The following is a 14,244-nucleotide window of genomic DNA, read 5'->3' as shown; positions in this document are numbered from 1 at the left end:
GACTCGCAAGAATAATTGAGAGAGACTCATGATCCACGAAGACACCCTGGTACTGCCTCGCAAGAGCGATCAAATCCTGGGCCACCCCAAGGGCCTGTACGTTTGCTTCTTTACGGAAATGTGGGAGCGCTTTTCGTTCTACGGAATGAAGTATCTGCTGCTCCTTTATCTGACCAAGTACCATCTGTTCACGGACAGTGAAGGCCTGGATGTACTCGGCAGCTACGCGGGCCTGGTTTACGCCATGCCGGTAATCGGCGGCTTGCTGGCGGACCGATACCTGGGCATGCGCAAATCCGTGGTGTTCGGCGGTCTGCTGCTCTGCCTCGGGCATCTGGGCATGGCCTGGGAGGGCCACGCAGCCTACCTGGAAGACGGCAAACTGGTACAGGACACCCAGGCACTGAGTGTTTTCTATTTCTCACTGGCACTCATCATTGTCGGCGTGGGCTACCTCAAACCCAACATCTCCACGGTGGTCGGCCGGCTCTATGAGCCCGGTGATCCCCGTCGCGACGCGGGCTTTACCATTTTCTACATGGGCATCAACATCGGTGCCTTTACCGCTACCCTGCTCTGCGGCTGGCTGGGTGAGACCTACGGGTGGAGCTATGGCTTCGGAGCCGCCGGCATCGGCATGCTGATCGGGCTGATCACCTTCCTCTACGGCCAGGACACCCTGCAGGGCCACGCGGAACCCAGTGACCCGGAGTTGCTGCGCAAGCCCATCGCGCCCTTCCTGAACCGGGAACGACTGATCTATCTGCTCTCCATCGGGGCGCTTTTCATTGTCTGGATAATGATGAAGCACATCCATTGGGTGGAGTATTCCCTGAACGGTCTGGCGGGCATTGCTCTGGTGGGCATCATCGCTTTCATTCTCTTTCGCTGTGAACCCCAGGAGCGAAAGAACATGACTGTACTGATGATCCTGATCCTGTTCTCGGTGGTGTTCTGGGCCCTGTTCGAACAGTCCTCCGCGTCCATGACTTTGTTCGCCGACCGGGTGGTGGACCGGGAAATGTTCGGAATCACCTTCACCGCCTCCCAGTTCGGTTCGCTCAACGCCTTCTTCATCTTCACCACGGCGCCCCTGTTCTCCATCCTCTGGGTGTGGCTGGGCAAGCGCGGCAAGGAGCCCTCCATTCCGCTGAAGTTTGCCCTGGGCATCATTCAGGTGGGCATCGGTTTCGGCGCTCTGGTGCTGGGTGCACAGGTTGCCGCCGCCGGTGGTGATGTGGGCAAGGTGGCCGCAATCTGGCTGATCCTGGCCTACTTCTTCCACACCACCGGGGAGTTGTGCCTGTCACCCATCGGTCTCTCGGCCGTGACCCAGTTGTCGGTGCCGCGAGTGGTGGGGCTGATGATGGGAACCTGGTTCCTGGGCACGGCCTACGCGGAATTCGTAGCGGCCCAACTCTCCAAGCTCGCCTCCATCGACATCGCGCCGGACGCAAGCTTTGACCTTGCAGCGGCCGTAAACATCTACGGCGATTTCTTCACATCCATGTTGTATATCGGGGTCGGGGCGGGAGCGATTCTGCTGCTGATCAGCCCCTGGCTGACCCGGGCCATCAAGAACCGGGCTGACGCATTCAAGTAGACCGGAAGGGGCGGACTTTTGTTGGGTTACGCTTCGCTAACCCAACCTACGGTGGCAGAAACCGGCACTCCAGTGCGGCGGACCGTGTAGGTTGGGTTAGGCTGAAAGCCATAACCCAACAGTGACCCACAGTTGTGGTTTGTCGCCATGGCCAGGCCCATGTTGGGTTACGCTTCGCTAACCCAACCTACGGCGGCAGGAACCGGCACCTTTGCGACGAACCGTGTAGGTTGGGTTAGGCTGAAAGCCGTAACCCAACAGTGACGCGCAGTTGTGGTTTGTCGACATGGCCAGGCCCATGTTGGGTTACGCTTCGCTAACCCAACCTACGGTGGCAGGAACCGGCACCTTTGCGACGAACCGTGTAGGTTGGGTTAGGCTGAAAGCCGTAACCCAACAGATCCCGCCTTACGCCTTGCTGGGGACTGCCCGCAGGGGAGACAACTGCAGGGGATAGGACATCTCCTGCTTATCGATGTGCTTGGCAAAATAGTCCAGAAACCGGGAGATTTTCGGCGCGAGTTGGTAGCGGCTGGAATAAAGACCGTAGGCCTTGATGGGCTCGATTGGAAGGTCCGGCAACAGGGGCTGCAGCTCGCCGCTCTGGATTTCGCCCCGGCACTGGGTCCGGGTCATCAGCGCGATGCCCAGGCCGTCTTTCGCCATCTGCTTGATGGCGGCGGAGCTGTTGGCCCACGCGCGGGGCCGAAAGCTCACCAGACGCTTGTCGGCTCCCGAACCCAGGGGCCAGATGGGCGCGGACCGGGAACTGCCCAGCATCAGGCCGTAGTGGTCCTTGAGGTCCTCCACACAGCGCGGCTCACCCTGGGCCCGGATATATGACGGGCTTGCCACCAGCACCAGGGAGCGTTCGAACAGCAGCCGCGCCACAAGATCGGAACTGGCCAGCGGACCGAACATAACGGCGATATCGCAGTTCTGTCCGATCAGGTCGATCTCGCCATCGCTAAATTGCACCTCCAGATCCACCTTGGGATGCAGCTTCAGAAAGCCGGAGCACAGGGCCGCCATGACCTCCTGGTTGAAGGCGATGGGCAAGACCACCTTGAGGCTGCCGGTAACTTCCTCTCGCGCATTCTCGATGGTGGCGTGGACCGACTGCACCTCGCGCAGAATGTTGACGCAGTTGTCGTAGACCTCGCGCCCCACCTGGGTGAGCCGCAGTTGCCGACTGTTGCGCTGCAGCAGGCGTACCCCCAGGCTCTCTTCCATCTGGGAAATCTTGCGGCTGATGGTGGACTTGGGAATCCCCGCGTCCCGCGCGGCCTGTGAATAGCTTTGCGCTTCCACAACCTTGGCGAAAAGCATCATTGCGTTGAGGTCGAGCTGCATGGGAGTCCTCCGCTGGCGAGCAACATACGGGCCGGCGTTTCATATTTGGAACAAAGCGTTCAACTGTCGGATGGTACCACAGGGTCCAAAATCGAGGATAATTGCGGACCCTCGGTCAAAAAACCCGCCAACCATGAGGAAGAGCCAGGCAGGGCTGGTGGAGAGGCTCGGCGCTCGCCGCTGACCGGCGGCCCACAAATGGGACGATCGTCACATTTCGGCTGTTTTCTCCAGGGTCGGAGATCCATTTGGCAAATAATAAGCGCCCCCTGCAATCCCCAGCTGATTGCCGGATGCGCCACACAGAAGCTTTTGACCCGGAACAACGACAACTCCCGTGGAAAAGCACGAACTGAGAGAAGCTATGACCGCAAAAACGCCACTTGATACTGCAAGCAACGTCGACGACCTGTTTATCCAGGCCGAACATCTGGCCTCTGATTTCTCCCTCTTTCCCGAGCAGAACCCGCTCTCCTTTGGTAAACACCTGGGCGGTTTGGTGGAAGAGCGCAAGGTCAAGTCGCGACTGAAGCAACTGCAGAAGCTGGACGTGGACAGCTACGTTGCCGAGGTTGTGCAACCGGCCCAGCACACCAAGCGGCCCGGAGCCAAGGAAATCATCAGCCGCCTGAATGGCAAGATCATCACCACCCAGGAAAAAGGTCCCTTCTACAGCGTTGAGATCGAGCTGGAGTTCAGCACCGGCAAACGCCGCATCGGTATCATCGCCCAGGAGCGCTCTTCCGCCAACGGCGCGTGGATGCCGGAGCATCACCTGCTCGCGAGCGAAACCATCCGCCGCTTTTCAGACCTGGCGCTGCCCATCGTCTACCTGATCGACACTCCCGGGGCCGACGCCGGGGAGATTGCCAACCGCAACAACCAGGCCCACAGCATTTCACGAATGATCACCGAAAGCACCGCTGTGGACGTGCCCACTGTGGGCATCGTAGTCGGTGTCGGCTATTCCGGTGGAGCCATTCCGCTGGCTGCCGCCAACATTCTGCTGTCCGTCCGCGACGGCATCTTCAACACTATCCAGCCTCAGGGCCTGCAAAGTATTGCGCGCAAGTTCGGCCTCTCCTGGCAGGAATGCGCCAAGGAAGTGGGCGTATCGCCCGAAGAGCTTCTGTCTCTTGGCTGCATCGACGGTATTGTGGATTACTCGCCCGAAGACACGGACGAGCGCCAGCACAACCTGCAGAAGGCCATGATTGCCAGCATCGAGGCCATCGAGAAAGCCGCGCTGGATTTCGTGGACCAGACTCCCGACCTGTTCCAGCATTATCAGCGTAATCTCGATCGCTACCTCCACCCGACGCCTTATCAGCAGGCGCTGGTGAAGAACTCCTCGATGAATCTGGTGCGCAGCCCCACGATCCAACCGAACATCTTCGGTCTGTGCTATCGCTATATGCGCTACCTGCGCCTGCGGGGCCGGATTCATTCCATCTCCAGCAACGAGTATGGCCGGCTGTCCAAGCTGACCCTTCCACAGGGCGACCTGCAAGCGCGTCTGGCCCACGAACAGGCCCGCATGTTCGCCGCCTGGATCGAAAATCCGGACAAGCTCGTTTACGACGACGGGCTTGCCAAGGCCTGGAAGAATTTCACGAGCCGACGTGAGCATGTGGATGAGGAGCGCAACACCGTTACCCGGTTCCTGCTGGGTGAACCGAAAGAAAAATATGAACGGGCCAAACAGGCCCTGCTGTTCAACCTGAGCTTCTCTCTGTACAACCGCTGGAAAAACAGCGCCGCCCACAACTTCAACGAGCTGATCAAGTTGCTCGAGGATGAAAAGGAGATGCCGTCCACCAGCACCTGGCCGGCGCTCACAGACATGACCATCCTGGACGTGGTTCTCCACGAAGAGCTGCGTCAGGATTTCATCGAGCAGTGCCAGAACGTGCTGATTTTCGATGCGCTCTACAACACCGTGGTCGCAAACCTTCCTTCCATCGCCAAAGAAGCAATGGACACCAAGGGCCTGGCCAAGGAGTCCGTGGGCAAGCTGCTGGACAGCTCACTGGCCACAGTCCTCAAGCTCAGCGACGATCAGGGTGCGGAAACCACCGCCAGCAAACAGCGTTTCGAAACCTGGCTGCAATATTTTGCGGCCCAGCGCAATCGTGGCGAGCTGCTGGTGAAGGTAGAAGAATGGAAGGGAATCGGCTTCCCGCAGATGAACGACAGTCTGTTCGTGATTCTCACCTACTTCTTCGAGAACCTGCTGCCCGAATACTATGCGAGCGAAAGCGATGGCAGCTTCAAGGGCGCCATCAACCCGGTGCGCATCGGTCGTCGCAAGGACTTCTGGAACCGGTTGGTGATGGGTTATCGCGACCTGCTCATCCAGCGTCTGCTGGACGACGTAAAACGGGAGACCAAACTCGCCCCGGACACCATCATCAATCACTTCTTCACCGACTTCATCGAACTGGATGCGGACAAGGCCAGCTCCAACCCGGTGAACTTCCCCGGTTTCCGCCAGGCCATCGAGACGGCCATCGAAAAAAACATGCGCCCCTCTGGCCTGGTCACCGGTCTCGCCCGGTATGCCCGTTCCGACAGCAAGGGAGCAAACCGGGTGGGGATTGCGGTTTCAAACGTGTCCTTCCAGGCGGGCGCCTTCGACATGGCCAGCGCGGAGAAATTCTGCCATCTGCTGGTTGAGTGTGCGAAGCAACAGTTGCCCGTGGTCTGCTTCATCAGTTCCGGCGGCATGCAGACCAAGGAAGGAGCCGCGTCCCTGTTCTCCATGTCGGCGGTGAACGACCGCCTCACCCGCTTTGTGGTGGACAACGATCTGCCCGTGGTGATCTTCGGTTTCGGTGACTGCACCGGGGGCGCCCAGGCGAGCTTCGTCACCCACCCGCTGGTTCAGACCTATTATTTCTCCGGCTGTAATATGCCGTTTGCAGGCCAGATGGTGGTGCCGGCCTACCTGCCGTCCACCTCCACACTGTCCAACTACCTCTCCAGTAACCCGGAGTCCATGGCCGGCCTGGTGAAGCATCCCTTCGCCCCGGACCTGGATACAAAGCTGCGGGAGATCGATCAGAGCATTCCGGTTCCACACCTGTCGGTGGAAGAAATCATCGAGAACACCTTCACCAAGGTTCTCCCCAGCGCGCCCGTGGAAGACGTGGAGCTGATGGTGGACCCGAAGGCCCTGATGAAGCCGGTCAGGAAGGTACTGGTTCACGCCCGCGGCTGTACCGCCGTCAAACTGATTCGCAAAGCCCACCACAGCGACCTGCAGGTGGTACTGGTGGCCTCGGACCCGGACATGAATGCGGTACCGGCGAAAATGCTGCAGCCGCGGGATCGCCTGGTATGCCTCGGTGGCAATTCTTCGGACGAGAGTTACCTGAACGCCCACTCCATTCTGCAGGTTGCGGAGTACGAGCAGGTGGACTCACTGCACCCCGGCATCGGCTTTCTGTCCGAAACACCGCAGTTTGCCAATCTGTGCGTAAACCACAACGTCAACTTCATCGGTCCCAGTGCGTACAGCATGATGACCATGGGCAACAAGTCGAACGCGATTCAGACGGTCCAGGAGTGCGATGTCCCTGTGGTTCCGGGCAGCCATGGCATTCTGGTGAGCGCCGAGCAGGCGGCCAACATTGCCGATACCATCGGCTACCCGGTTCTGCTGAAAGCGGTTCACGGTGGTGGCGGCAAGGGCATCCAGGTGGTGCGTTCGCCGGCCGACATGTACAAGTACTACACCATGATCAGCACCGAAGCGCGCTCCGCCTTCGGTAACGGCGACCTGTACCTGGAGAAATTTGTCACCTCCATGCGCCACATCGAGGTGCAGCTCCTGCGTGACAAATACGGTAATGCGCGCGTCCTCGGCCTGCGCGACTGCTCCGTACAGCGCAACAACCAGAAGGTTGTGGAGGAGTCCGGCTCCACCCTGCTTCCCCAGGAGCTGAAAGACAAGGTGATGGAATACACCCTGCGCATCGCCGACAAGGTGGACTACATGGGCGCAGGAACTGTGGAGTACATCTACGACCTGGAAGCGAACGCCGTGTACTTCATGGAAATGAATACCCGTCTGCAGGTGGAGCACCCGGTTACGGAGGCCACCTCCGGCGTGGACATCGTGAAGGCCCAGTTCGACATCGCCTCCGGCGAAAGCATTGAAAACATGCAGCCCCAAGAGAAGGGCTACGCCATCGAGGTTCGTGTCACTGCGGAAAAAGTGGCGGTGGACAGCGACGGCGATATGCAACTGGTTCCCAACCCGGGCAAGATCCTCAACTGCGTAATGCCCGAGCGCGATGACGTGGAGCTGATCTCCATTGCCGCAACCGACATGGAAATATCGCCGTTCTACGACAGCCTGATCGCCCAGGTGATCATGCGTGGCGAAAGCCGGGAAGACGTGGTCGACAAGTTGCACGACTACCTGGATTCCGTGGTCATCGAAGGTATCCCGACGAACATCCCGCTGCTCAAGCGGATCCTCAAGGACCCGACCTTCCGTGGCGGAGACTACGATACCAACTATCTGCCCAAGTTCATGGCCACTCTGGACGCCGAGGACTTGATCAAGGAAATCGAGGACGCGGCACGCAGCGACGCGGCTGCGGCCCTCGATACCGACTCCATCCGCGTGAAGGACAGCCAGGAGCTGAAGGTTTTTGCCCAATCCTCGGGCATCTTCTACAGCGCCTCCTCGCCGTCCGATCCGGACTTTGTGAAGCAGGGCGATATCGTGACCACCAGCCAGACCCTGGCTCTGATGGAAGCCATGAAGATGTTCAGCCAGGTTTCCCTCGGTCAGTACAATCGCAGTGGTGCGGAGCTTTATCCCGCCAGCAAGAAGTACCGCATCGAGCACATCAACGTAGCCAATGGCCAACAGGTCTCCAGCGGCGACTTGCTCTTCATCGTGAGCATCGTCGACGGAGATTGATCCAGAAGGCACCCGAAGCGTTCAGCTTCTGACCCCATCGAGCCCGGCCGGAGCCACTCCCGCCGGGCTTTTTTTTGCTCCGCGTTCCGCCTTGCTGTTCCGCGTTCGCGCTTTTGGTCCGTTCCGCCGTCGGCCTGCTCATCCCGCGTTTTTCGCCCTCCGCTGTCATGTTTCTGTCATCCGTACGCAATCCCACTGCAACATCTCCGCAACGCTCCTGAAATATTGATGGCTTAGTGTTTCGCACGCTGCACAGGTCCATACCGGATGCGAATTTAAGGCTCTACTCGTTAATAGGAGTTCATACTCACAATGAAGATTAAAACCATGATCAGCATCAGCGTGCTGGCGGCGACGCTGGTTGGCTGCGGAAGCGACGACGGAATCACTCTGGCTCCCACAACAGTTACCAACCCGCCCGCCAATTCGGGTGGCGGCAATGACAACAACGATGGCGGCACCAGCGGCGACTACACCGGCCCCTGCGCGTACTACGCGGAGGGCGACGCGGTGGTTCACGGTCAGTTCGACCAGGAGAGCGGAAACTGTGAGTACCTGTCGGCCTTCGTGGGCGAAGCCAACCCTCTGAGTGAAGGCACCATGTTTGTTCCGGCGCTGGATAATGGCGGTGTGCACCTGTTCCACGACAGCCTGTTCATCGGTTCCGATGTCACCGAAGCGGATGCCCAGGGCGGAACGCCGGTGCCTCAGGAAGGTGAAGGGGCCAAAGTCGAAATCGAAGGGGGCGCGTTGATCGCGTTCACCAGTTCGGACGATTACGTGCGCGTAGCCCGCGGCTCGCAGATTTTCGCGGAAGGCTCGGCAGAGGCACCCATCATCTTCAGTGGTGAGAAGGACCTGGTGGATGGCGCGGCCAACGAAGGGGACCGCGGCCTCTGGGGCGGTGTTCAGATCAACGGCAACGGCCAGACCAACAAGTGCACCCTGGCCGAAATCAGCGATAACAACTGCCACGTTACTGCTGAAGGCAAGCCGGCCACCTACGGCGGCAACAATAACGAAGAAAGCTCCGGTGTGATGCGGTACGTGCAGATCCGCCACGCTGGCTTCGAGGTGGTGGACGGTGACGAGCTGAACGGCCTGACCCTGAACGGCGTGGGCTCCGGCACGACCATCGAATACGTTCAGACCTACACGACCCAGGACGATGGCTTCGAGATGTTCGGTGGCGCTGTTAACCTGAAGAATGTGGTTGCCGTGAACGTTGGCGATGACTCACTGGACTTCTCCGAAGGCTGGCAAGGTAACGTTCAGTACGCACTGATCGTCCACACCTCCGGCTCCAACCGCTGCATCGAAGCGGACAACAACGGCAGCGATAACGCCAAACAGCCCTTCACCAAGGGTCGCGTTTCCAACATGACCTGCATCACCTCCAATGTGGCCCAGGACGAAGGGACTTTTGCCACCTCCAAGGGTAGCTCCGAAGGGGTACTGTTCCGGGAAGGGGCGTTCTTCGAACTGTACAACTCTGTGATTACGTCCAACGCTGACGCCATGGCCAGTCACGAGTGCGTGGAAATCAATCAACCGCTGACGGCCCAGGGCGTGGAATCGGATGGTTACTCAGTGGCCCGCAGCAACGTCGTGGCCTGCGGAGAGCCCTTCAAGTTCGACTCCGCCGACAGCCCCACCTTTGACATCGCTGCTTGGTGGACTACGGATAACGTGAACGCCAATCTGCCCGCCACCGTCATCGATGGGCTGAGCTCCAGTGCACCCACGGCATACGTCACCGCGGCTTCCATGAGCGATGCCGACGGTTCGATCGCGGTAATCCCCTACGACGTCAGCCAACTCCAGGACTCGTTCGCCCCCGATGCCGCGCCGGCCGAAGGCAGTGGCGGAAGCAGCAGCTTCTTCGAAGCCGTTGACTTCATCGGTGCGATAAGCGCGGACGACGATTGGGTCGCCGGCTGGACCACAGGCCTGTAAGCGGACTTTGCTCTGCCCTGGGGTAAGGCGCGCAAGCGCCTTACCCCGTTGGGCGACCGGACCTGCCCACATCTACAGAACTCTCTTAAGGTAACGCACAATGAACCCAGCCACATTCAGACGCAAGGAGCTGGCACTTGCCGTCGCTTATTCTGTTATTGCTGCCGGCCTCAGCGCGGGCGCTTCCGCTCAGGAGGCAAACAACCCGGTCGACACACCGCGGCCCACAGTTGCCGGCCCCGCCATTGAAGAGATCGTGGTCACCACGCGTTTGAAAGACAGCGCTGCGGAGTTGGTGATGGAGCGCATGGAGCAGCCCTTCTCGGCGGAAATCCTGGGAGTGGATCAGATCGTGCGGGTGGGCGATTCCGATGTCGCCGCGGCGCTGCGCCGGGTAACCGGTCTGACGCTTATCGGCGGCCAATATGTCTATGTGCGCGGGCTCGGCGAACGTTACTCCAGCACCACCCTCAATGGTGCCCATGTACCGTCCCCAGAGCTCAGTCGCAACGTGATTCCGCTCGACCTGTTCCCCACTTCGATCCTGAGCTCCGTGAAAGTGCACAAAGCGTATTCGCCGGACCAGCCGGCCGCGTTTGGCGGCGGCAACATCGACATCCGGACCCGGGGTGTTCCCAATGGCCCGGTGTTCAATGTGAGCTTCGGTACCGGCTGGGACAGCAACTATTCCGACAAGGGTCTGAAGACTCTGGGTGATAACGGCGATCTCCCGGGAGCCATTGCCGGTGCTCTGGCCCCCAATCAGGGCAACCTTCAGAACGCGCCGGACAACCGGGACTTGATGCTTTCCCTTGACCGCGGGATCGACCTGAGCGAAGAGTCGCTGGATCCAGACATGAACGGCTCCATCAGTGCCGGCAATTCCTGGCTGGTGAATGATGACTGGGAGATCGGCTTGCTCGCCAACTTCAATCAGAAGAGCCAGACCCGCAACCGCGATCAGGTCGAACGGGACTGGGCCTTCCCCGGCATCGAGTACGAAGTGGAAGCCCGCACCGTCAAGGAGGAGAACCAGACCGCGGCTCTGAACTTCGGGGTCAATTATCAGGACAAACACTACCTCAGCACCAATAGCTACCTGCTCCAGAACGACGAAGACCAGAGCTCCATTATCCTGTCCCAGAACAACGACTTCGTCCTCGCCGATGGGCAGCAACGGAAAACCTATTCATCCCGCCTGGAAAAACGCGAGCTGATGGTCAACCAGCTGATCGGTGAGCACCGGTTCGAAGACGGGGATTTTGGAGCCCTGCATCTGCCGGACTTTGTCCAGGCCATTGACGTAAACTGGATCTACTCGGATGCAACCGCCAGCACCGAGGTGCCCAACGCGGTTACAGTGCAGGCATCCAACAGCATCGATCCCTCTACGGGACAGGTCCTGAGGACCAGTCTCAACGTGGGCACCAGCTCCCAGTTCAGCTTCCTCGAGTTGGAAGATGAGATGGAAAGCGGCGGCTTCACTGTGTCAGTGCCCTTCGAGTTCGATCGAGTATTCGGGACTGTATCAGGGGGCTATCTGGATACCACGAAGTCGCGGGAGTATTACGGCTACACAGCCAACATCAACGCAACGTCTTCGGCCGACCGGGTTGGGCTGCCGTCGGAGGTTCTGGGTAATGACCGTCTCTCAGATCCCGCCAATGGCTTCTATCTCACCATGGGCTCCCAGTTCGGCACCGAAAGCTATATCGCGGCCGAAACGGTTCAGGCATACCACGGCACCGTCGACCTGACTCTCGACCACACCTGGCGTCTCACTGCAGGTTTTCGCTGGGAGGACTTCAAGCGGGGCGGACCCATTCCGCTGGACTTGCTGGATTACAGCGGGGAGTCCATGAAGCGCGTCATCGAAGCCATGCAGGACCCCAATCAGACCTATGCGTTTCAGGAAGACGACTTCTATCCCTCCATCGCGGTCACCTACATGGGTCACGATCTTCTGAATGCGGATGACTACCAGATCCGATTCGGCTACGGGAAAACCGTCGTACGCCCGGACCTCCGGGAAGTGAGCGACGTCATGTACCTGGACCCGGAACTTAACAAGCGGGTGGTGGGCAATCGCAACCTGGACGTGGCGGAAGTGGATCACATCGATCTGCGTGCCGAGTTCTACTACGGGGACGGAAGCAACCTGACCGCCTCATTGTTCTACAAGGACATCACCGACCCGATCGAGCAGATCGAACTCGCCGGCGCGCAGGATATCGACGTGCTCAGTTTTCTGAATGCCGAATCCGGTGCAGTGTACGGTATCGAGTTGGAAGGTCTGAAAGAGCTGGGGAGAGGATTTTTCCTCACCGGTAACGTAGTGCTCAGCGATTCGGAGATCGACTTTGGAGGAGACAGCGCCCAGACCAGCCGCACCCGCCGCATGACCGGCCACTCCGAGTATGTGGTCAACGCGCAACTCGGTTACGACTCGGCCGACGGGCTGCATTCCGTGTCCGCGGTTTACAACGTATTCGGTGATCGCATTTTCTCCGGTGGCCGCCAGCCGAACCCGGACACCTTTGAGGAGCCTTTCCACTCCCTGGACCTGGTGTACTCCTTCTACCCCACGGAGCAGGCGAGCGTGAAGCTCAAAGTGCAAAACCTGCTCGGCGAGGAGCGGGAGTTCACTCAGGGGTCGGTTACGGCCATCGAAGAGGAAGTGGGCACCAGCGTCGGTCTCGACTTCAAGTGGTCCTTCTAGCCGGAATCCACCTTCTACCAGGCGACAGGGAATAAGCCGCCGCAACAATACCCATGGATTGGACTCGCTTCAGGCTGCCTCGCGCAGCCTTTTTTTTGTTCAGCGAACCGCCAGCATTTTGATTCGTGGGTCTCAATCCGCTTGGGAGCGGGATGGGGCTCGGGAGATGTCGTAAGTACCCGTGGCTCGGTGCTCACGGGGATTTGTGTTGGGTTACGGCTGCGCCTAACCCAACCTACACATCGCGCACCACGGTGACTTCGTGTGCAGCTTTCCCACGGCACCGCATTACAGGAGCAGTTCGGTCTCGAAGCTGAAGCTACGCTGGAACCCGCACCCAGCCTTCCATCAGAACTCGCGCGCTGCGACTCATGCCGGCCTTTACAGCCGTCCACTGGCCATCGACCCGTGCAACTTCTCCACCCACGGTCAGTGTCCCGCTCGGGTGTCCGAAGCACACGGACTTACGCTCGCCACCGCCGGCAGCCAGGTTCACCAGGGTACCCGGCACCGCCGCGGCAATACCAATGGCCACCGCCGCCGTGCCCATCATGGCGTGGTGCAGTTTGCCCATGGAGAGCGCGCGCACCAGCAGGTCGATGTCTTCGGGGGCAACCGCTTTGCCGCTGGAGGCGGTGTAGCCCTGGGGTTTTGCGACGAACGCGACCTTGGGGGTGTGTTGCCGCTGGGCCGCTTCGTCGATGTTGTTGATGAGCCCCATGCGCAAAGCGCCTTGGGCGCGAATGGTTTCGAACATGGCAAGCGCCTGGGGATCGCTGTTGATGTGATCCTGCAATTCGGTCCCGCTGTAGCCAATCGCCTCGGCGTTAACGAACACGGTGGGGATGCCGGCGTTGATGAGGGTTGCTTTGAGGGTGCCGAGCCCCGGCACTTCGAGGTCATCCACGACGTTGCCGGTGGGGAACATGGCTCCTTCGCCGTCGGCCGGATCCATGAATTCCACTTTCACTTCCGCGGCCGGAAAGGTCACGCCATCCAGTTCAAAATCGCCGGTCTCCTGTACTTCACCATCGGTGATGGGAATGTGGGCGATGATGGTTTTCTGGATGTTGCATTGCCAGATTCGCACCTGGGCGGTTCCATTGTGGGGAATGCGGCTGGGCTCGACGAGGCCGTTGCTGATGGCAAAGGCTCCAACGGCCGCGGTGAGGTTGCCGCAGTTGCCGCTCCAGTCGATGAAGGGTTTGTCGATGGACACTTGGCCGAACAGGTAGTCCAGGTCGTGGTCGGGCTGTTCGCTTTTGGACAGGATGACGGTTTTGCTGGTGCTGGACGTCGCACCCCCCATGCCGTCGGTGTGCTTACCGTAGGGATCGGGGCTGCCGATCACGCGTAATAGTAATTTATCTCGCGCCTCGCCGGGGACCTGGGCCGCTTCAGGGAGGTCCTGCAGACGGAAGAATACACCTTTGCTGGTACCACCGCGCATGTAGGTAGCGGGAATTTTGATCTGGGCTGGTTTGGGCATAGTGTTGTTTCTTAAGCTTGACGTTTGCTTGTTTGGGTGCACCAGAGTTCTTGATCCTTTGGTTCACCCTTTGGATTCGGGGTTACGGGTTCCTTATCCGTTTGGTGATGGAGGCCGGCGTTTCGAAAACGCGGTGAATCCATCCCTGGAGCTCCCTCGCGTGGTCCCTCACGCGAGGGTTTCGAAAC

General features: G+C 59.5%; 6 protein-coding genes. 4 read left to right on the top strand and 2 right to left on the bottom strand.

The window, feature by feature from the left end; translation table 11 throughout:
- Window positions 1-28: 28 nt before the first annotated feature.
- Window positions 29-1,603 (top strand): peptide MFS transporter, encoded by a 1,575-nt coding sequence (locus ACURWW_RS14145; RefSeq protein WP_445618022.1) that lies wholly within the window; start codon window positions 29-31, stop codon window positions 1,601-1,603.
- A 408-nt stretch (window positions 1,604-2,011) separates the two neighbouring features.
- Here the strand turns inward: ACURWW_RS14145 and ACURWW_RS14140 are convergent, their stop codons facing one another.
- Window positions 2,012-2,956: a LysR family transcriptional regulator gene (locus tag ACURWW_RS14140; RefSeq protein WP_445618023.1), complete on the bottom strand. Its 945-nt coding sequence runs from the start codon at window positions 2,954-2,956 to the stop codon at window positions 2,012-2,014.
- A 364-nt stretch (window positions 2,957-3,320) separates the two neighbouring features.
- On the opposite strand from ACURWW_RS14140, the gene ACURWW_RS14135 reads away from it, so the two are divergent.
- The 3 genes from ACURWW_RS14135 to ACURWW_RS14125 all read left to right on the top strand — a co-directional run bounded on the left by ACURWW_RS14135 (window position 3,321) and on the right by ACURWW_RS14125 (window position 12,567).
- Complete coding sequence (locus ACURWW_RS14135) at window positions 3,321-7,892, top strand: ATP-binding protein (protein WP_445618024.1); 4,572 nt, start codon at window positions 3,321-3,323, stop codon at window positions 7,890-7,892.
- 312 nt (window positions 7,893-8,204) lie between these two features.
- Window positions 8,205-9,848: a hypothetical protein gene (locus tag ACURWW_RS14130; RefSeq protein WP_445618025.1), complete on the top strand. Its 1,644-nt coding sequence runs from the start codon at window positions 8,205-8,207 to the stop codon at window positions 9,846-9,848.
- Between the two features lie 100 nt (window positions 9,849-9,948).
- Entirely contained in the window at window positions 9,949-12,567 is a 2,619-nt protein-coding gene (locus ACURWW_RS14125; protein ID WP_445618026.1) for a TonB-dependent receptor domain-containing protein, read from the top strand.
- A gap of 319 nt (window positions 12,568-12,886) precedes the next feature.
- Here the strand turns inward: ACURWW_RS14125 and prpF are convergent, their stop codons facing one another.
- Window positions 12,887-14,056 carry a 2-methylaconitate cis-trans isomerase PrpF gene (gene prpF, locus ACURWW_RS14120; protein WP_445618027.1) on the bottom strand — a complete coding sequence of 390 codons (1,170 nt, stop codon included), beginning with the start codon at window positions 14,054-14,056 and terminating at the stop codon, window positions 12,887-12,889.
- Between the last annotated feature and the right edge of the window lie 188 nt (window positions 14,057-14,244).

The sequence above is a fragment of the Gilvimarinus sp. F26214L genome, assembly GCF_054401055.1.
The sequence above is the reverse complement of the archived record's forward strand: the minus strand, read 5'-3'. Positions and strand labels throughout refer to the sequence as shown.